A 20,530-nucleotide genomic window follows, 5' to 3' on the forward strand; every position below is an offset into this window, starting at 1 on the left:
GAGTCAACACTTAATTTTAAACTTTCTTTTTAGAAGATTTAAAACCGAAGTTTCACTTAACTCTCTGAGCCGTTGTGCCTTGCTATGCTTCAGCGTTTCCCGTCTCAGTGGGGTCGCATTATAGGGAGATTCGAGCGGGGGTCAATGTTTTATTTCAGCTTTTTGACAAATAAATGAATTTAGTATGAAACGCATACAAATAAAGGCCTACGGGCTGATTTTAGATTAAAAAACGCGCATGTTAAGTCGCTATTTTACAGCTAATATTTGCGCGTTAGAAAAAGCAGTACATTTAGTAATCGCTGTACTGCTTTGTTGGTTTTAATTTGCTGCAATTTGCCATACAGCTATAGAACCTGAGATCTCATTACCGATTATAAGCAGTGGCTCGCCTGTCGCACTTTGTTCGGCAGGTACAAACACCATGCCTTCGGGTGCAAGGTCGCCGGTTATATCTGCCCCTTCTATTACACCACGGTTATAAAAGTAATCTTCAAATTGCACATCGTAAGGGTTGGTAATATCGTAAACCATAATCCCGCCCATGCGCTCAAGACCTATAAAGGCAAAAGTGCGTTCGTCTATCGTACCTATTGTTAGCGCTTCGGGTTCTGCGCCTTTATCATCTGAGCGTGTGTCACCTTCGTTTTCATCTTCATTGTTATTAAAGGCTTCACCATGAACCGATGCGGTAATACGACCTATGTCATCGCCTGAGTCAAATACCACCAGCCCATTGCTGTCCCAAATAGTAAATGAGCGTGCACCATAGGCATAAAGCGATTCGTATTGACCGTCGTCATTCGTATCACCTTTTACAGTGCTTACCTTCAAGCGGCCTATATCGTCATCGTCGTTATTTAAGTAGTCAAAATTAGCTGCAAGCGTTAAATCTTCAACGCGGCTTTCATCTATATAGGCAAGACAGCCATCATCTTCATCGTAATCTAGGCCGCCCTTTGCTGTGCAGTCTGCTTCATCTGTTACATCAAAGAAGTACTCGCGTGCATCACCTTCATTTGCCGATACTATAAAATTTGCACCTTTCCAGCTAAAGCTTGAAATTGTATCTGGCTGATACATACCATAAAGCCCTGGGTACGATTTAAAATTAACACCGCCGTCTTTATCTGATGCATCTATTTGTAAATCTGACCAGTCTTTAAAACCTAGCGCTTTTAGCTCTACGCTATTATCTTCTAGGTTAATAATAGCGAGACCGTTATTTTCTTGAATTGATACGTAGGCATATTTGTTATCTTTAGAAATGCTGACGTACTCAGGCTCTAAATCCATAGCTACTGTCGTATTTATTACATTTCCGTTAATAGTGCGCCCTGTAGGGTTAGCAAACACAAATCCATCAGACTCAAGTTCAGCTTGCTGACTATTGTAAGTAGTAAAGTCAATATTAGTTGCCGTATCAGCTACTACACCTTCTACTATATTAATTATGCTTACAGAGCCTTCTGGGTCGATACTGTAATCGCCATTAGGTTCACCTTCATTGGCTACAACTACTTTTGTACCGTCGTGGTTAAAAGTCACCATGTCTGGTAAAAAGCCCGCTGGTACATTTTTTATGAAGGCGGGTGTATCGCCGCTTATGTCGTAAAATGCAATTTGACCCGCTTCGCCCACATTTTTAGCAGCCATAGCCACAGCTAGCATTTGGTTGTTTTCATCTATTGCTATGCTGTTGGCATCGCCTGGGGTGTTGTCGTTTAAGGTAAGGGTAATGGCTGATGTTAGGTTAGTTGCACTCACTATCCCTTCGTTATCTTGAACAAGGGCCGCCGTATCAAAGGTGTCGGTGGGTATAATATTAACAACGGCTTCATCACCAGAGCTATTAATGGCGTATATCCACTTTTTAGATGCTTGATAAGCAACTATTTCGGCTGCACCTTCGGGGCTTTGGGCATTAAGTACAGCGCGGCCTACTAAACTTATATTTAACGCAGAGTTTGCATTAGTGCCGTTAGTACCATTTTGACCCGCTGTGCCTTGCTCCCCTTGGATACCTTGCGTGCCGTCTTGGCCGTCATCTCCATCTAGTGAGCAACCCGTTAATATTGATATGAGTGAAAGTGCTATAAGTGACCTTTTTAACATTGTTATTTTCCTTAGTGTGGTGTTGAACAAAATAACAACACACAGGTATGACAAAGCTATGGCACTTTTAATAAAGCTTTTTTAACTTAAAAAACGAGTTTAAATGCTAAGGGGCACACAAGAATAAGGCTTACTGTATAACCTAATAATTTATAAGGCTTGATATAGCTATTTTGAGTTTTAACACCTATTAAGGGCCTTAAAATATCAATACGTGTCACTATTAACGTAATAACCGCGCAAATACACCATGTACCAATAACAACCAAGAGTGGTTCAATAAAAGAACCTACCTCTAAAGGCTGCAAAACAAAACATAGGATTATGAGTACACTTTGGTGCAATAAATAAAAAGGGAACACCCAGCTATTAAATGTTTTTAAGTAATTAGTTTTAAAGTTTAAAAAATGCTGTGCGAGTGCAAGCATGGTAAGCACTCCCAGTACTCTTTGAATATTGTATATAGTAGTAAAAATATAACTAGGTAAATCAAATACGTTTTGGTAAGCCATTAATATGTATATACACAGCAGGGTAAAGCTTACACATAACACCCAATAATAGTGTTTTAGGCTCGCCCAAAAATAATCGTGTTTGGCTGACAGATACCCTATAAATAGAAATATAAAGCCGTTAGCCTCCCTTACAGCATCTCCTTCTAAGTAGTTATGTGTAAGCAACATGGCTATGACTAATAAGCTTACCAGTAATGGCAGGCTCACTTTACCTAACTTGAGTAAAGGCATAAAAAAAGGGAGTTTCATGAATAGTGAAAATAAAATAATGATAAGCATAAACTGCCAAAGAGAGCGTAAATACCATAAATGATTTACATCTACGTGCGGCCATACCCCAGACTGGTAATTAGCAAACATCTCATTATTAATATCTAAAAACGCTAAGTAGAACTGCCAATACGTTATGTCTATTACGCTTTTTTGCGACATTTCTGCATACAACTGAAAGGGAACTATTAACCATAACCCCACCAGCAATGGTAGTAATATAAAAATAGAGCGATTTAAAACAAATAACGCATTTGATTTAACACCTCTCACTTTATCGAGCATAAAGCGAAGTGCTACTCCAGATATAAACCAAATCAGTAGCATTCTCCAAGGAGCAAACACCAACAAAAAATACTCTACGTAGTGAGATATATAAGTGCTTTTAAAGTGAAAGCCCCAGTTTTCGCTGTACAACATGCCAATGTGATAAAAAATAAGTACAGCAAACGCAATGACTCTCAGCCAATCAAGAAAGTAATGGCGGTTTGTTACGTGTAATTGTTTATTCATGCTAAAACCAATGTATACCTATTGGTACTAGTAAGACTTAAACGACTCGCAAAAACTATTCATAAGTGCTTATATTACAGGCAATAGTGATAAACGGTGGTATTTAGGGATAAACCCACCACATAAATATAAGCACATACTATGAACCTACAACACTTTCAGCGTTTTCAAACCTTATACGCATCAGTATTACTGTGTGCTTACGTATTAATTAATAATACCGTAAATGCAACAACCCAAATCATGGAGGTAAAAAGATCAGGAGATTTACCATTTTTAATTTGGGAGCCATTTGTATGGGAGTATTCAAGCGCGTTAGGATCTTTGCTTATGTTTCCGGCTTTAATTTGGTTTTTGAATAACACACCTTTTAAATGGCATAAAATACCTGCTTCATTGGGTATGTATTTTGGCGCTTCAATTGTATTTAGCATGTTACATATTGCTATTATGGTAGGCAGTCGCAAGCTTGTATATTTAGCTTGGGGTCGCTCTTATGATTTTGGTTTGAGTTGGTTTGAATTAATATACGAATATCAAAAGGATGCTATAAGCTTTATATTTTTTATTGCGCTCATAAAAGTATATCAATATGTCGTTCAGCAATTAATTGGGGAGGCATCTTCTATAGAAGAAAGCGAGCAACAAGCCACACCCAGTCTAAACCGGTTGCTTGTAAAAAAGCATGGTAAAGAGTTTATTGTAAAAATAGATGATGTTGATTGGCTTGAATCATCGGGCAACTATGTAAACTTGTATATTGGCACATCTATTTACCCTTTAAGAACGACCCTTACAGCACTAAGTGAGCAACTAGAAGATAAAGGCTTTTGCAGAGTCCATCGCAGCCATGGCGTAAACCTTGATAGAATAGAGTCTATTACACCGCTACCTAGTGGCGATAGTGAAATAAAACTAACTACAGGTAAGATGCTTAACTTATCTAGACGCTATAAAGAACAGTTTAAACTTCAACTGAAATAAAAAAGGCTACCTAAGTAGCCTTTTATAATTATTTTTTAACCGGGCGTTTCCAGCCCGTTAAATTACGCTGTTTAGAACGTGCTATTGCAAGCTGCTCATCTTCAACGGTACTGGTGATCACAGAGCCTGCACCTACAGTTGCTGTTGCACCAATGTTTACTGGGGCAACAAGCGATGAGTTAGAACCAATAAAGGCGTTATCACCAATAATGGTTTTTGCTTTATTAACTCCATCGTAGTTACAGGTAATAGTACCTGCGCCTATATTCACTTTTTCACCAATTTCAGCATCGCCTAAGTAACTTAAGTGGTTTGCTTTAGAGCCTTTACCTAAGCGGGTTTTTTTCATCTCTACGAAGTTACCAATGTGCGAGTCTTCTTCCATTACCGCACCAGGGCGCAGGCGAGCATATGGGCCTAGCGTACATTTAGCTGCTACGCTTGCATCTTCAATTAGAGTATTCGCTTTTATTACAACGTTATCGCCTATGGTACAGTTTTTAAGTACACAGTTAGGGCCTATTTGTACGTTATTGCCAAGGGTTACATTACCTTCAAAAATAACGTTTATATCAATTAATACGTCTTCGCCTGTTTTAACATTGCCACGTACATCAATACGGGCAGGGTCGGCTAGGGTGGCACCATTTAACATTAACTCTTCTGCTTGCCATGCTTGATAAGCACGCTCTAGGCCTGCAAGTTGTACGCGGTTGTTTGCGCCTTCAACTTCCATTGCATGATCGGGCTGTGCTGAGGTGATTTCTACACCTTCACTGTGCGCCATAGCAACAATATCTGTAAGGTAGTATTCGCCTTGCGCATTATTGTTAGATAGATTGCCTAACCATGTTTTTAAAAGCTTGCCGTTAACCGCCATAATGCCGGTGTTTACTTCGCTGATAAGTAGCTGCTCAGCGCTTGCATCTTTTTGCTCAATAATACCTACAAGCTTGCCATCTTCTCGTAGCATACGGCCATAGCCATTTGGGTTAGCCAAGGTTACTGTGAGTACTGCTAAACCATTTTCAGGGGTTGCAGCTAATAAGCGCTCAAGAGTTGACTGTTTTGTAAGGGGTACATCGCCGTATAAAACAAGTACAGTGTCGTCATCATTAATATGAGGGCTTGCTTGTGCTACTGCGTGGCCAGTACCAAGTTGTTCTGCTTGCAGTACCCAGTTTACGTCATTATCGGCAAGTTGTTGTTGTAATAGTTCGCCGCCATGCCCGTAAACTAAATTAGTGGTGGTTGCACCAAGTGCCTTTGCGTTATCTATAACATGCTGCACCATAGGTTTACCTGCCACTTTATGCAGTACTTTTGGTAGAGCAGAGCGCATACGAGTACCTTTACCCGCAGCAAGAATTACTGTTGTTAGAGCCATTAAAACAATTTCCTTTTTCCGTTGTTTTAGTGAGGAGTTAATGAAAGTAGCTTAACTAGATTACGCATGTCACTCCATGTATACATACTCAGCCGTATTATAAAAAATTATGACTGAATCTATGATAAACAAACTATTCATAATAATTACACTTATTGTAACCAGCTTTGCTAACCGATATAAGTGCAAAGCCAAAATACAGGCACAAAAAAGCCCACATAATGTGGGCTTTTAAAAACCGGATAGGCTTACTTTTTACGTAATTGCTGAATTACGCGAAGTTGTGCAATAGCTTCTGCTAGTTGCATAGCTGCTTTTTGATAATCAAATTCAGCTGCTGACGCATTAGCCATTTGGCTTTCTGCGTCACGCTTAGCTTGCTCTGCGGCTTGCTCGTCTAGGTCTTCACCACGAACAGCTGTATCAGCAAGTACGGTTACTATGTTCGGTTGAACTTCTAGTGTACCGCCAGCAATATAGATCAGTTCTTCTTCACCATGTTGCTTAACTAAACGTACCATACCAGGTTTAAGGGCAGTTAGTAGTGGGGCGTGACCGGCATTAACACCAAGCTCACCTTCACTACCAGATACTTGAATCGATTCAACTAGACCAGAGAACAAGCTCTGCTCTGCGCTTACTACGTCAAGATGTACAGTCATAGCTGCCATACTACCCTCCTAATTACATGCTTTTAGCTTTTTCTTGAGCTTCTTCGATAGAGCCAACCATGTAGAACGCTTGCTCTGGAAGGTCATCAAATTCACCGCTTAGAATGCCTTTAAAGCCAGCAATTGTGTCTTTTAGTGAAACGTATTTACCTGGCGCACCTGTAAATACCTCTGCCACGAAGAATGGCTGAGATAGGAAACGCTGGATTTTACGTGCACGAGATACAAGTTGCTTATCTTCGTCAGAAAGCTCGTCCATACCTAGGATAGCAATGATGTCTTTAAGTTCTTTGTAACGCTGAAGAACTGTTTGAACGCCACGTGCTGTATCGTAGTGCTCTTGACCAATTACTAATGGGTCAAGTTGACGTGAAGATGAATCAAGTGGGTCTACCGCTGGGTAGATACCAAGTGATGCGATATCACGTGAAAGTACTACTGTTGCATCTAAGTGAGCAAAGGTAGTTGCTGGAGATGGATCCGTTAAATCATCCGCAGGTACGTATACCGCTTGGATTGATGTAATTGAACCTGTCTTCGTTGAAGCGATACGCTCTTGAAGTACACCCATTTCTTCAGCAAGTGTAGGCTGGTAACCTACCGCTGATGGCATACGGCCAAGAAGTGCAGATACTTCTGTACCAGCAAGCGTGTAACGGTAGATGTTATCTACGAAGAAAAGTACATCGCGACCTTCGTCACGGAACTTCTCAGCCATAGTAAGACCAGTTAACGCTACGCGTAAACGGTTACCAGGAGGCTCGTTCATCTGACCGTATACAAGCGATACTTTATCAAGTACGTTTGAATCGTTCATCTCATGGTAGAAATCGTTACCCTCACGAGTACGCTCACCAACACCTGCGAATACTGAGTAGCCGCTGTGCTCGATTGCGATGTTACGGATAAGTTCCATCATGTTTACGGTTTTACCTACACCGGCACCACCGAATAAACCAACTTTACCACCTTTAGCAAATGGACATACAAGGTCGATTACCTTGATACCAGTTTCTAAAAGTTCTACTGAACTTGATTGCTCTTCGTATGAAGGCGCTGCACGGTGAATAGACATACGGTCTTCTTCGCCGATTGGGCCAGCTTCATCGATTGGCTCACCAAGTACGTTCATGATACGACCAAGCGTTGCTTTACCAACTGGAACTTGAATCGCTTCACCTGTATTTTCTACCGCTGCGCCACGACGTAAACCGTCAGTAGTACCTAGTGCGATAGTACGAACAACACCGCCACCTAGCTGTTGTTGAACTTCTAAAGTCAAACCAGCTAAATCGCCATCTGTTACTTTTAGCGCGTCATATACGGCTGGCACGTTGTCTTGAGAAAACTCAATATCCACAACGGCACCGATAATTTGGACGACCTTACCTAAACTCATGTCTATTCCTCTCGTTAATCTTTGCCTGAAGCATTAAACTGCGGCTGAACCAGAAACAATCTCACTAATTTCTTGTGTGATTGCCGCTTGGCGGGCCTTGTTATAAACAAGCTGTAACTCATCCATAAGGTCGCCGGCATTATCTGTTGCAGCTTTCATTGCAACCATACGGGCAGCCTGTTCAGAGGCAGCGTTCTCAACCACACCTTGGTATACCTGAGACTCAACAAAGCGTACAAGCAAAGACTCTAATATAGCGTCTGGGCCTGGCTCGTATAAGTAGTCCCATGTGTGGGCAGATACTTCTTCTTCAGCTTTTGGCAAAGGGAGTAACTGGTCAATTGTTGGTTCTTGCTTCATGGTATTAACGAAGTTGTTATATACCAGGAATAAACGGTCAATTTTACCTTCTGAGAATGCATCTAGCATAATTTTTACAGGACCAATTACGTCTTGTACTGAAGGCTTATCTCCAAGGCCTGCTTTTTTAGCAAGCACTTGACCGCCAAAACGTTGAAAGAAACTAGCAGCTTTGCTACCTAAAGTTGCAAACTCAGCGTCCACACCTTTTTCTTTCCACGCTTTAATGTCTAATGCAACTTTTTTAAACTCATTTGAGTTTAAGCCGCCACATAGACCACGGTCTGTAGAGATAACAATATAACCAACTCGTTTTACTTCTCGTTCTTCTAAGAACGGGTGAGTAAAATCAAGATTTGCTTGAGCAACACGACCAATTACTTTGCGTAATTTGTCAGCGTATGGACGGCTTGAAGCCACTCGTTCTTGCGCCTTTTTCATTTTAGACGCAGCAACCATTTCCATTGCGCTAGTGATCTTTTGAGTATTTTTAATACTCCCGATCTTGCTTTTAATCTCTTTTCCGCTGGCCATGACTCTCTCTCCGAATCAAGGTGTGCTTTAGTAAACTAAAGCGCACCATTAATAACTAAATTACCAAGTTTGCGTAGACTTGAACTTCTCAAGAAGTTCTTTAAGCTGCGCTTCGATCTCGGCGTTGTAGTTACCAGTTTCATTGATTTGAGCCACAAGCTCTGCGTATGTGCTACTTGCATAAGAAAGTAAAGCTGCTTCGAAATCCATAATTTTAGAGATTTCGATATCTTTAAGATAACCTTTCTCAGCTGCAAATAACGACAAAGACATTTCAGCAACAGACATTGGTGCGTACTGTTTCTGCTTCATTAGCTCTGTTACACGCTCACCATGCTCAAGTTGAGCACGAGTTGCATCATCAAGGTCAGACGCGAACTGCGAGAACGCAGCTAATTCACGGTACTGAGCTAGGGCTAGACGGATACCGCCACCTAGTTTCTTAACGATTTTAGTTTGTGCAGCACCACCAACACGCGATACCGAGATACCAGCATTTACTGCCGGACGGATACCTGAGTTGAATAAGTCAGTTTCTAAGAAGATCTGACCATCGGTGATAGAGATAACGTTTGTCGGTACGAACGCAGAAACGTCGCCGCCTTGAGTTTCAATGATTGGCAATGCCGTCAATGAACCAGTTTGTCCTTTCACTTCACCGTTAGTGAACTTTTCAACGTAATCAGCGTTTACACGCGATGCACGCTCTAAAAGACGCGAGTGAAGGTAGAATACGTCACCTGGGTATGCTTCACGACCTGGTGGACGCTTAAGTAGTAATGAGATTTGACGGTAAGCAACAGCTTGCTTAGATAAATCATCATATACGATTAATGCGTTTTCACCACGGTCACGGAAGTATTCACCCATAGTACAGCCCGAGAACGGTGCTAAGTACTGAAGTGCCGCAGACTCAGAAGCAGATGCTACAACTACGATAGTATTTGCAAGTGCACCGTGCTCTTCTAATTTACGTACTACGTTAGCAATAGTAGATGCTTTTTGGCCAACCGCTACGTACACACACTTAACGCCTGTGTTCTTTTGGTTGATGATTGCATCGATTGCTAGTGCAGTTTTACCTGTTTGGCGGTCACCGATAACAAGCTCACGCTGACCACGACCAACTGGAATCATCGCATCAATAGATTTGTAACCAGTTTGAACTGGCTCATCTACAGATTGACGCTCGATTACACCTGGTGCAATTTTTTCTACAGGTTCAAAACCGTCGTTATCTAAAGCGCCTTTACCGTCGATAGGAGCACCTAGTGTGTTTACAACACGACCAAGTAAGCCAGCACCAACAGGAACTTCTAAGATACGACCAGTTGTGTATACTTTTACGCCTTCAGTAAGGTCAGCGTAAGGACCCATAACTACTGCACCAATTGAGTCACGCTCAAGGTTTAGTGCGATAGCATAACGGTTGCCTGGAAGCTCAATCATCTCACCTTGCATACAGTCAGCTAGACCGTGGATGCGGATGATACCGTCAGTAACAGATACGATAGTACCTTCGTTACGAGCTTCACTTACAACTTCGAACTGCTCAATACGTTGTTTGATCAGATCTGAAATTTCAGTGGAATTAAGTTGCATGCTCTTTTTCCCAATTACGATTGTAGTGTTGTGGCTAAGCGGTTTAATTTACCGCGTACTGAGCCGTCGATTACAGTGTCACCCGCCTTAATAATAAGGCCGCCAACAACTGCAGCGTCTTCACTACAATTCAGCTTAACTTTGCGTGCGAAACGTTTTTCAAGTGTCGCTACCAATGACTCTTGCTGCGCTGCAGCAAGAGGGGTTGCCGAAATCACATCTACGTCGATTTCTTTGTCATACTCTGCTTTAAACGCAGCGAATAACTGAGCAACCTCAGGCAGTGCAATCAAACGTCCATTTTCAGCCATCACCTTAACTAGGTTCTGACCTTGTTCGTTGAGCTGCTCAGCACATAAGTTAATAAATAACTCAGCTTGTGCAGTAGCAGTAGGCAATCCAGCTAGAATGGCTGATGCTTGTTCATTGCTGGCAACTTCGCCTGCAAAAAACAACATGTCATTCCAGCTTTCAATCGTGCCTTTTTCAACGGCAAGTTCAAAAGCCGCTTTAGCGTATGGGCGAGCGATAGTAGTCAATTCAGACATGCTCATACCCTCCTAATTACAGCTCAGCGACAAGTTTTTCAACGATGTCACTATGTGCGGCTTGATTGATTTCACGCTCTAAAATTCTTTCAGCGCCAACCACTGCCAGAGTTGCTACTTGCTTACGTAGCTCTTCTGTTACACGGTTACGCTCTGATTCAATTTCAGAGTGCCCTTGAGCAATAATTTTTTCACGCTCTTCTTGTCCACGAACAGTTTCTTCGTCAACAATAAGCACGGCACGCTTTTTAGCTTGTTCAATGATATCAGCCGCTTGAGCTTTTGCATCTTTAAGCTGTTCTGCAGCTTTTTGTTGCGCAAGTTCTAAGTCTTTTTCGGCTCTATCAGAGGCAGCTAAACCATCTTCAATTTTCTTCTGGCGAGACTCAATTGCATCATTAAGTGGTGGCCATACATATTTCATACAAAATAGTACAAACACCGTAAACGCAATTAATTCACCGATAAGAGTGGCTGTTATGTTCACGACCGCTCCTCCTTAAAATAGTAAGCTGTTCAAAAAATAAAATTAAAGTACGAACAGGATTACCATTGCGATACCAACACCGATCATTGCTACCGCATCGATTAGACCAGCTAGGATGAACATCTTAACTTGTAATGAAGGTGCAAGTTCAGGCTGACGCGCACATGCTTCTAGGAATTTACCACCCATGTTACCGAAGCCGATAGCAGTACCGATTGCACCGAAGCCGATAAGTAAAGCAACTGCGATGTACTTAAGACCTAATACTAGTTCCATTTTTTTCTCCAAAGTTTCAATTGTTAAAGTTAAATATAAAAAGTGTATAAATTAGTGATTGTCTGAACTTGCCATGCTTAGGTAAACAATGGTTAGCATCATAAATACGAATGCTTGTAACACGATTACTAAGATATGGAATACAGCCCAAACAAAGTGCAACGGAAGTTGCATTAAACCAACTGCGCCGATAAGTATGAATATCAATTCACCAGCGTATAAGTTACCGAATAAACGCAGTGCTAACGAGAAAGGCTTAGACACTAGAGCGATTGTTTCTAGTAATAAATTACAAGGAATTAAGAAAATCATAGCCACTTTGCTATTAGAGCTAAACGGGTGAAGTGTAAGCTCTTTAATGAAGCCACCAACCCCTTTAATTTTAATAGAGTAACCAATCATCAGAATAAACACACCCAGTGCTAATGCAGCGGTTAAGTTTATGTCTGTGGTAGGTACAATTTTCATGTAAACGTCGTGTGAGTCCATGCCAAAGGCTTGTTCACCAACAAAACCAGCAAGTGCAGGTAAGAAATCAACTGGGATTAAATCCATTAAGTTCATTAAGAACACCCAAACAAAAATTGTTAAGGCTAATGGAGCAATTAATTTGCTTTTACCGTGGTATGTGTCACGTACGTTGTCACCAACGAACTCAACAATCATTTCAATAAAACATTGAAATTTACCCGGTACTCCGGTGTGAGCTTTCTTTGCGGCGCTTCGGAAGGTCCATAAAAATAATAGACCAAGTCCGATTGACCATGCGAGGGTATCTATATTCCATGTCCAGAAACCACTGTCTGCACACGCTTTGTTGAAGGCAAGACCTGAGTCGGTCATACACATCTTAGCGTTTGTTAAGTGATGCTGGATATGGCTTGATATAGTAACTTCTTCTGCAGCCATGTTATATCCCAAAAGTTAATGTTTAAAAAAAACGGGTGCAAACAATCCAGTAAAGAGCACAAATACGTAAACACAAAAAAACGGCACTAAAACGACCGTGGTTGACTTGAGTATCAGTGCAAACAATACGATTGTTAGCATAAATTTTAATCCGTTACCGCGTTTTAACGAGGTATACGCTTGATTTGCTTTGCTTGCACCCATATATCTGAATGCATAAAGCGCAAATACTAGGTGGGGAAGTATTGCTACGCTGCTACCGGCAAGTGCTGATACGCTGGCGTTTACTCCCCAACCAACAAAAATAATTACTGCAGCTACAAGTGCTACGATACCCTGAAGACAAATTAATTTAAATGCGGCAAGCCTATAAGGTCTTGCTAACTTATTAGTCACGTTTAGTTAACCTTTATGGCGTTCTAATTGTTAGGGTGTGAAAACTGGCGAAATTATACTTAATCCTACCAGTTTTGCAACTTGAGTAGACGCTTTGTAACACAAAATAGCTACAAATGTCTCTTATCGGACATGTAAAATTTTAATGGTCTGTATTGCTGTGATTTATACGATTTAAAATGCCATCAAGCTCATCTAAATTGGTGTAAGAAATAACCAACTTACCTTTGCCTTTCGCGTTATAATTTATTTCTACTTTAGCCCCTAAGTTGTCGGCTAATTTTTGCTCTAAGCGCTTAACATCTGGGTCTTTTTCAGGTGCTTCTTTAGCAGCAACCGGCTCTAAAATTGAGCGTACTAACTTTTCGGTTTCGCGCACAGTTAGCGCTTTAGCTACGGCTAATCTTGCAGCGTCAGATTGTGCTTCACCTTCAAGAGCTAATAAACAGCGTGCGTGGCCCATTTCTATGTCGCCATGCTCTAACAGAATTTTAACATCACTATTTAAATTGTTTAATCGTAGTAAATTGGTCACGGTAGTGCGCGACTTACCCACCGCATCGGCAACTTGCTGGTGCGTTAATTCAAATTCATTCAATAATCTGTTTAAAGCGATAGCTTCTTCCATTGCGTTTAAATCTTCACGCTGAATATTTTCTATCAGCGCAATAGCAACGGCGGCTTCATCTGGCACATCTTTTACAATACAAGGTACACTTTCAAGCTTTGCTATTTGTGCAGCACGCCAACGGCGCTCACCGGCTATTATTTCAAAGCTATTTTCTGCAACTGGGCGCACCACAATTGGCTGAATAATGCCTTGAGAGCGGATAGAGCTTGCTAACTCCTCAAGCGCTTCTTCAGACATATCTTTACGAGGCTGGTATTTTCCTGAGTGTAAAAACTCAATAGGCAGCTTTTGCAATTCATTCGCAACGGGCTGTGCTGCAGTTTGTACAGCTTCAGTCACATTTACTGTGTCTTGTTCCTTGCTTGAGCTCGGCGCTGGTTTTGATGAACTTAAAAGGGCATCGAGTCCTCGGCCTAAACCTCGTTTTTTAGCAGACATGTTATTTTTTTACCTTAAAGTTAGGCGACTACCGGCGCTGTTTTTTCTTTTCTGCGTAGCATTTCGCCCGCAAGTGCTAAGTAGGCTTTTGCGCCACTTGATGCGCGGTCGTAGTACATTGCTGGTGCACCAAAACTAGGTGCCTCGGCAAGACGCACATTACGTGGGATCACGGTGCGGTATACTTTATCGCCAAAATGTTGTTTTAATTGTTCTGATACATCATTTGCTAATCGATTGCGCGGATCGTACATAGTACGAAGAATGCCTTCAATTTGTAAGTTAGGGTTAACTAACTTTGCAAGTTGCGTAATAGTGTCCATTAATGCGGTTAACCCTTCAAGCGCATAATATTCACATTGCATAGGTACTAAAATAGAATCAGCAGCAGCCATGGCGTTTACTGTTAACATATTTAGTGAAGGCGGGCAGTCGATAAAAATAAATTCGTATTTATCTTGTATTTTTTCAAGCGCATTACGAAGGCGTACTTCGCGTGCAAACAATTCCATTAACTTTACTTCGGCTGCGGTTACATCGCCGTTGGCCGCTATCATATGATACTCACCCGAGGTTTCAGTGATTATCACCTCATCCATTGGTTTTTCTTCAATGAGTAAATCGTAAATGGTGGCGACATCGCCATATTTGTCTACACCGCTACCCATCGTAGCGTTGCCTTGGGGGTCGAGATCTATTAACAGCACTTTACGCTTCGTTGCAGCCATAGATGCAGCGAGATTAACAGCCGTTGTTGTTTTACCAACGCCGCCTTTTTGATTTGCTAATGCGATGACTTTTGCCACTATGTCTCTGATCCCTAGTCTTTAGAAAGAATAATTAAATGTCGTTGTGCATCAAGCTCAGGCACTACTAGCGAGATTTTATCTTCAAATTTTACCCCCTCAGGAAGCGACTCTAGCTCTTCACTAGGAAACACACCTTTAAGCGCTATAAATTTGCCTGAGTGATCAATTAAGTGTGAACACCAATCAACCATATCTTGCAGTGAAGCAAACGCACGACTTAGTACGCCATCTAATTTAACACTTGGTTGATATTCTTCAACTCTTGACTGCACAGGGGTGACATTATTTAGCCCGAGCTCGTGTTTAACTTGCATTAAAAAGCGAACACGTTTGCCTAAGCTATCAAGCAATACAAATTGCGTATCAGGTAGTGCAATAGCTAATACAATACCTGGTAAGCCAGGACCTGTGCCTACATCAATATAATGATGACCGGGTAAATGAGGTGCAACAACTAAGCTATCCATAATGTGCTTAATCATCATTTCTTCTGGTAAGCGTACAGACGTTAAATTATACGCTTTGTTCCATTTGTTTAGTAACTCAACGTATTTAACTAATTGCTGTTGTTGTTTTTCAGTTAGCGCAATATCAGTTTGCGCTAACAATGTTGTTAATTGTTGCTGTAACACAGTTTACCTTTACCATTACGCAGTTTTGCGTAATAAGCCTTGCTTCTTCAGATACACTAATAATAGCGAAATCGCCGCTGGGGTGATACCAGAAATACGAGAAGCTTGGCCAATAGTGTCTGGACGCGCATCCGTTAGCTTAGCAACTACCTCGTTTGATAAACCCGATACCGTTGAGTAATCGAACTCTTTAGGCAAAATGGTTTCTTCATGACGAAGCTGTTTATTGATCTCATCTTGCTGGCGCGCAATGTAGCCTGCGTATTTAGTATGGATCTCAACTTGTTCAAGTGCAGCTTGGTTTGTAAACTCAGATCCAAGCCCATCAATAGCCATTAAATCGTCGTAACGAATTTCTGGACGACGAAGTAGATCCTCTAAACTTGCTTCACGAGTAAGCGGTGTTTTTAATAAGGCGTTTACTTGATCAACCACAGCATGATCTTTATGGATCCAGGTTTCTTTAATACGCTGTTTCTCTTTTTCGATCACTTCCATTTTTTCGTTAAATGCCTGCCAGCGCTCATCGTTAACTAAACCAAGTTCACGGCCTTTTTCTGTTAAGCGAATATCAGCGTTATCTTCACGCAATAATAAACGGTATTCCGCACGGCTAGTAAACATACGGTACGGTTCTTTTGTACCAAGCGTTGCTAAGTCGTCTATCAGTACGCCCACATACGCTTCATCACGACGTGGAGTCCATGCATCTTTGCCTTGTACTTGTAAAGCGGCGTTCATGCCGGCAATTAAACCTTGTGCACCGGCTTCTTCGTAACCAGTAGTACCATTTATTTGGCCTGCAAAAAATAATCCGTCTATAAACTTGGTTTCTAATGACTGTTTTAAATCACGCGGGTCAAAGAAATCATATTCAATAGCATAACCAGGACGACAAATATGTGCGTTTTCAAAACCATCTATCGATTGCACAATTTGTAACTGCACATCAAAAGGTAAGCTGGTTGAAATACCGTTTGGGTAAAGCTCGTACGATGTTAAACCTTCAGGCTCTACAAATATTTGGTGCTTGTCTTTATCAGCAAAGCGCACAATTTTATCTTCTATTGAAGGGCAGTAACGTGGTCCTATACCTTCAATTACGCCAGAGTACATAGGCGAGCGATGTAAATTGTTACGAATAACCTCATGGGTTTTTTCGTTTGTGTAGGTGATATAACACGGTATTTGCTGTGGGTGATCGCTTTGTTTACCAATAAACGAAAATACTGGTGTGGGCGCATCACCTGGTTGTTCTTGCATCTTGCTAAAATCAACTGTACGGGCATCAATACGTGGTGGAGTACCTGTTTTTAAACGGTCTACTCTAAAAGGTAACTCACGTAAACGATCAGCAAGTGCAATTGAAGGGGGATCGCCTGCACGACCACCTTTAAAATTCTCTAAACCAATATGTATTTGGCCACCTAAGAAAGTACCTACGGTTAATACAACACTAGGTGCGCTAAAACGTAATCCCATTTGGGTTACTACGCCAACAACTTTGTCGTTTTCAACGATAAGATCATCACACGATTGTTGAAATATTTTTAGGTTTTCTTGGTTTTGTAATGTGTTTTGAATTGCAGCTTTGTACAAAGCGCGATCAGCTTGTGCTCGAGTTGCACGAACAGCAGGTCCCTTTGAAGAATTTAAGGTACGAAATTGAATACCGCCTTTATCAATAGCCTGTGCCATAGCACCGCCTAGCGCATCAATTTCTTTAACCAAATGGCCTTTGCCTATGCCACCAATTGCAGGGTTGCAAGACATTTGACCAAGTGTATCCATATTATGAGTTAGCAGCAGGGTATTCATCCCCATACGTGCAGCAGCCAATGAGGCTTCAGTGCCTGCATGTCCACCACCTACTACGATAACGTCAAACTTTTCGTGAAAAATCATTAATGGGATCCTACTTAATCAAACCAGTAAACTTCAAAAGGGAGCGTATTCTACCTAGAAATTAGCAGAAGATAAATGATTAAACAGTGGGCAAGATCTAAGTCACTGATCACTTATAATATAAAGGATCTTTTAAAGAGATCTTTTAATACAATTACTACTAGTGATCGAGTTTTCTGTTGATAAGCTCTATTTATTCATTTAAAACATAAAATTAGATCAGATCTAAAGGTGTTAATATGATCGGATCATCAGGCAAATAAGCTCTGATCAAAAAGGGGGTTTATACACAGCCCAATATCGATTGGATCTTATCCCATGGATAAGCATGCTTAAAAACGCAGTTTGATCAGCGGTTATCCACAAAAGCTATTAAATTATTAGTAAATTGTGGGTAACTTTGTTTATGCATTTTAATCGATCACATTACTTTAATTGTGTTTTCTCTATCCACGAATCTAACCACTCTAGGGCGGTATCTTCGGGTAATGCCTCATCAAGAATATTTAATTCAAGCCTTGGCGCTATGCATATTGCGCCAAGGCTTGCCATTAAACTATTTATATTACGCCCAGCAAGGTTATAGGTGTCGTAGCTGGTATCGCCTAAGCCAATGACTGAATATTTAATTGCAGATAAGTCACTTTGCTGATTTAGCTGCTCAACAAATGGTAAAAGGTTGTCGGGGTAATCGCCCGCGCCATAGGTCGATGTGCATATAAGCCAGATTGTATTGTGTTGATCAATATCAGATAAATTAGGTTGATCATGTAGTTCAGCACTTATACCTTGGTTATTTAACTCATCACATAGTTGTTCTGCTACATATTCTGCAGATCCCATTTGACTACCAACGATTATATTTACAGAACTCATATTTAAACTGATCACACATTACTTATTTGCCCGCTATGATAACTGAGTTAGCCTTGCAGTAAAGAAAACCTTTGTAATTTTGTATAACTATTTTTGAGTTGTTTTTACTCTTTGGTGTAATTGCTTATATAAGTTATTGAATATAAATGAATTAACAAAAACTATTTAAATGTAATCTTCTGATCAAGTTGTTGATAAGGTTGGGGAAAGCTCTGCTTAACTAGTATGCTTTGTAGATCTAAATAAAGCTAAGTCATTGATTTTTTATTATAAGTGAGGCCACCAGCCCACGTTTTTATATAGCTAAGCTGTTGTTGATCATAATGTGGATAGTAATCTTGTTGATAACTTAAAAAGGCGATCAAAAATAATTTTTAAAAACGATCCGATTAAGCAGATCTGCCCTAAAAAAGTGAAAATAAGTGTAATAAACCACGCTTTTTTATAGATCGTGACGGTTTAAGCTTATAAATGTGCCGCTATTTTTGATTTATTAGCCATAAAGTAGGCGATTGTGGATAACCTTTTTTAATTAGTCTTATTATTTTTCAAGTTCAGCGAGGAGTTTTGCTGGTGGATCAATTAAAAACGAGGGCGTTGGCCTTAATAGTACCGGTTACTTTTGCTTATAAATTCACAAACCGTAGTTAAAACGATCTACTTAAGGATACTTTTTAGCGGCATATTGGTACTTTTTTAAGCTATATCGAGCGCCAATTACGCGCTTAACGTGGTGTATTTTTATACTGTGAGAGATTAAACAGGTGAGTTGAATACGCTAAAATCAGGCGCGTTTTTATTTAACTTTAGCCCCATTTTAGCTTTTTAAATTTTTATACCGGGCATAAAAAAGGGCACTAATGTGCCCTAAAGTAAGTGTTATTTTATGCTGCTTTAGTGAGTTATTTACCAATACAGAACGAGCTAAATATTTTGCCTAGTAGGTCGTCTGAGGTAAATTCACCGGTTATTTCGTTTAAGTACTGCTGCGTTAAGCGTAGCTCTTCGGCTAATATTTCGCCGGCTACGTGCATTTCTAACTGCGTTTTACCAGTATCTAAGTGATAGGCCGCATGTTCAAGTGCATCTAAATGGCGGCGACGCGCCATAAATCCACCTTCTGTTGCGCCCTGAAAGCCAATACAGGCTTTTAAGTGGTCGCGCACAAGCTCAATACCTTGCGCATTTTTAGCGCTTAAACTAATTACTGGGTATTGTTGGTTTTCATCCATACCTACTGCATCGCCCGATAAATCGGCTTTATTCCTGATAACGGTAACACCCATACCTTGCGGTAACTTTGCCATAAACTCAGGCCAAATTGCGTGTGGGTCGGTGTCGGTGGTGTCGGTGCCATCAAGCATAAACAACACGCGATCAGCTTGGGTTATTTCATCCCACGCGCGCTCTATACCTATTTGTTCAACGCGGTCTGGGCTTTCACGTAGGCCTGCGGTATCGATAATATGCAGTGGCATACCATCAATATGAATGTGCTCACGTAGTACATCGCGAGTAGTACCGGCTATTTCGGTTACTATGGCAGCTTCGCGGCCTGCTAGGGCATTAAGTAGGCTTGATTTACCGGCATTAGGGCGCCCAGCAATAACAACGCGCATACCTTCGCGCATAATACTGCCTTGCTTAGCTTGGCTCGTTACTGTGTGTAATTGACTGATAATGGCATCTAAATCGCCCGATACTTTGCCATCGGATAAAAAGTCAATTTCCTCATCAGGGAAGTCAATGGCTGCCTCTACATACATACGTAAATGAATAACTTTTTCTACTAGGGTTTCAATGTGTTTAGAAAACTCACCTTGTAGCGACTGTAGGGCGCTTTTAGCTGCTTGCTCTGAGGTTGCATTAATTAAATCGCTAATAGCCTCTGCTTGGGTTAAATCAAGCTTGTCGTTCATAAAGGCGCGCTCAGAAAACTCACCAGGCTTAGCTAAGCGAACGCCTTCTATTTGGCTAATTTCTTTTAATAGCATGTCGAGTACAACTGGGCCGCCGTGACCTTGCAGTTCAAGTACGTCTTCGCCGGTAAATGAGTTTGGGCCTGCAAAATAAATAGCGATGCCTTGGTCGAGTTGCTCGCCGCTTAAACTTTTAAAAGGAACGTAGTCGGCATAGCGAAGCTTAGGTACTTTACCTATTATTTTTTCGGCCACGCTTTTAGCAAGGCTGCCAGAAACCCGAATTATACCTACGCCACCACGACCAGGGGCGGTCGCTTGTGCTGCAATTGTGTCTTGATTGATCATGCTATT

General features: G+C 41.1%; 19 protein-coding genes. 1 reads left to right on the forward strand and 18 read right to left on the reverse strand.

Annotated elements, in window-relative coordinates:
* Window positions 1-321: 321 nt before the first annotated feature.
* Together AN390_RS18350 and AN390_RS18355 are read right to left on the reverse strand one after the other, a co-directional pair.
* Window positions 322-2,115 carry a choice-of-anchor I family protein gene (locus tag AN390_RS18350; RefSeq protein WP_055255655.1) on the reverse strand — a complete coding sequence of 598 codons (1,794 nt, stop codon included), beginning with the start codon at window positions 2,113-2,115 and terminating at the stop codon, window positions 322-324.
* Window positions 2,116-2,201: 86 nt separating this feature from the next.
* Window positions 2,202-3,413 carry an acyltransferase family protein gene (locus AN390_RS18355; protein ID WP_095206687.1) on the reverse strand — a complete coding sequence of 404 codons (1,212 nt, stop codon included), beginning with the start codon at window positions 3,411-3,413 and terminating at the stop codon, window positions 2,202-2,204.
* 141 nt (window positions 3,414-3,554) lie between these two features.
* On the opposite strand from AN390_RS18355, the gene AN390_RS18360 reads away from it, so the two are divergent.
* A complete protein-coding gene (locus tag AN390_RS18360; protein ID WP_054983813.1) occupies window positions 3,555-4,397 on the forward strand; it encodes a LytTR family DNA-binding domain-containing protein in 843 nt (280 codons plus the stop codon).
* Window positions 4,398-4,425: 28 nt separating this feature from the next.
* Here AN390_RS18360 and glmU read toward each other — a convergent pair whose 3' ends face one another.
* From glmU to mnmE, 16 genes are all read right to left on the reverse strand, one after another.
* Window positions 4,426-5,784, reverse strand: a complete 1,359-nt coding sequence (gene glmU, locus AN390_RS18365; protein WP_055255656.1) for a bifunctional UDP-N-acetylglucosamine diphosphorylase/glucosamine-1-phosphate N-acetyltransferase GlmU — start codon at window positions 5,782-5,784, stop codon at window positions 4,426-4,428.
* A 248-nt stretch (window positions 5,785-6,032) separates the two neighbouring features.
* Complete coding sequence (locus AN390_RS18370) at window positions 6,033-6,455, reverse strand: F0F1 ATP synthase subunit epsilon (RefSeq protein WP_004588077.1); 423 nt, start codon at window positions 6,453-6,455, stop codon at window positions 6,033-6,035.
* A gap of 13 nt (window positions 6,456-6,468) precedes the next feature.
* A complete protein-coding gene (atpD, locus tag AN390_RS18375; RefSeq protein ID WP_004588076.1) occupies window positions 6,469-7,854 on the reverse strand; it encodes a F0F1 ATP synthase subunit beta in 1,386 nt (461 codons plus the stop codon).
* Between the two features lie 33 nt (window positions 7,855-7,887).
* A complete protein-coding gene (gene atpG / locus AN390_RS18380; protein WP_004588075.1) occupies window positions 7,888-8,748 on the reverse strand; it encodes a F0F1 ATP synthase subunit gamma in 861 nt (286 codons plus the stop codon).
* Window positions 8,749-8,808: 60 nt separating this feature from the next.
* On the reverse strand, window positions 8,809-10,350 hold the full coding sequence (gene atpA, locus AN390_RS18385) for a F0F1 ATP synthase subunit alpha (protein ID WP_004588074.1): 1,542 nt from the start codon (window positions 10,348-10,350) through the stop codon (window positions 8,809-8,811).
* A gap of 14 nt (window positions 10,351-10,364) precedes the next feature.
* Window positions 10,365-10,898, reverse strand: coding sequence for a F0F1 ATP synthase subunit delta (atpH, locus tag AN390_RS18390; RefSeq protein ID WP_004588073.1), 534 nt, complete (start codon window positions 10,896-10,898; stop codon window positions 10,365-10,367).
* Window positions 10,899-10,914: 16 nt separating this feature from the next.
* Window positions 10,915-11,385 (reverse strand): F0F1 ATP synthase subunit B, encoded by a 471-nt coding sequence (gene atpF, locus AN390_RS18395; protein WP_004588072.1) that lies wholly within the window; start codon window positions 11,383-11,385, stop codon window positions 10,915-10,917.
* 42 nt (window positions 11,386-11,427) lie between these two features.
* Window positions 11,428-11,661, reverse strand: coding sequence for a F0F1 ATP synthase subunit C (gene atpE, locus AN390_RS18400; protein ID WP_004588071.1), 234 nt, complete (start codon window positions 11,659-11,661; stop codon window positions 11,428-11,430).
* Between the two features lie 51 nt (window positions 11,662-11,712).
* Complete coding sequence (gene atpB / locus AN390_RS18405; protein WP_004588070.1) at window positions 11,713-12,570, reverse strand: F0F1 ATP synthase subunit A; 858 nt, start codon at window positions 12,568-12,570, stop codon at window positions 11,713-11,715.
* Between the two features lie 15 nt (window positions 12,571-12,585).
* Window positions 12,586-12,966: an ATP synthase subunit I gene (locus AN390_RS18410; RefSeq protein WP_024032126.1), complete on the reverse strand. Its 381-nt coding sequence runs from the start codon at window positions 12,964-12,966 to the stop codon at window positions 12,586-12,588.
* A gap of 142 nt (window positions 12,967-13,108) precedes the next feature.
* On the reverse strand, window positions 13,109-14,035 hold the full coding sequence (locus tag AN390_RS18415) for a ParB/RepB/Spo0J family partition protein (RefSeq protein ID WP_004588068.1): 927 nt from the start codon (window positions 14,033-14,035) through the stop codon (window positions 13,109-13,111).
* A gap of 20 nt (window positions 14,036-14,055) precedes the next feature.
* Window positions 14,056-14,841 (reverse strand): ParA family protein, encoded by a 786-nt coding sequence (locus tag AN390_RS18420; protein WP_004588067.1) that lies wholly within the window; start codon window positions 14,839-14,841, stop codon window positions 14,056-14,058.
* Between the two features lie 14 nt (window positions 14,842-14,855).
* A complete protein-coding gene (gene rsmG / locus AN390_RS18425) occupies window positions 14,856-15,476 on the reverse strand; it encodes a 16S rRNA (guanine(527)-N(7))-methyltransferase RsmG (RefSeq protein WP_004588066.1) in 621 nt (206 codons plus the stop codon).
* A gap of 15 nt (window positions 15,477-15,491) precedes the next feature.
* A complete protein-coding gene (gene mnmG / locus AN390_RS18430) occupies window positions 15,492-17,381 on the reverse strand; it encodes a tRNA uridine-5-carboxymethylaminomethyl(34) synthesis enzyme MnmG (RefSeq protein ID WP_054983815.1) in 1,890 nt (629 codons plus the stop codon).
* 426 nt (window positions 17,382-17,807) lie between these two features.
* Window positions 17,808-18,257: an FMN-binding protein MioC gene (gene mioC / locus AN390_RS18435; protein ID WP_055255657.1), complete on the reverse strand. Its 450-nt coding sequence runs from the start codon at window positions 18,255-18,257 to the stop codon at window positions 17,808-17,810.
* Between the two features lie 902 nt (window positions 18,258-19,159).
* Window positions 19,160-20,524 carry a tRNA uridine-5-carboxymethylaminomethyl(34) synthesis GTPase MnmE gene (mnmE, locus tag AN390_RS18440; RefSeq protein ID WP_055255658.1) on the reverse strand — a complete coding sequence of 455 codons (1,365 nt, stop codon included), beginning with the start codon at window positions 20,522-20,524 and terminating at the stop codon, window positions 19,160-19,162.
* Window positions 20,525-20,530 lie beyond the last annotated feature (6 nt).

Source organism: Pseudoalteromonas sp. P1-11, from assembly GCF_001399995.1.
Classification (GTDB): domain Bacteria; phylum Pseudomonadota; class Gammaproteobacteria; order Enterobacterales; family Alteromonadaceae; genus Pseudoalteromonas; species Pseudoalteromonas atlantica.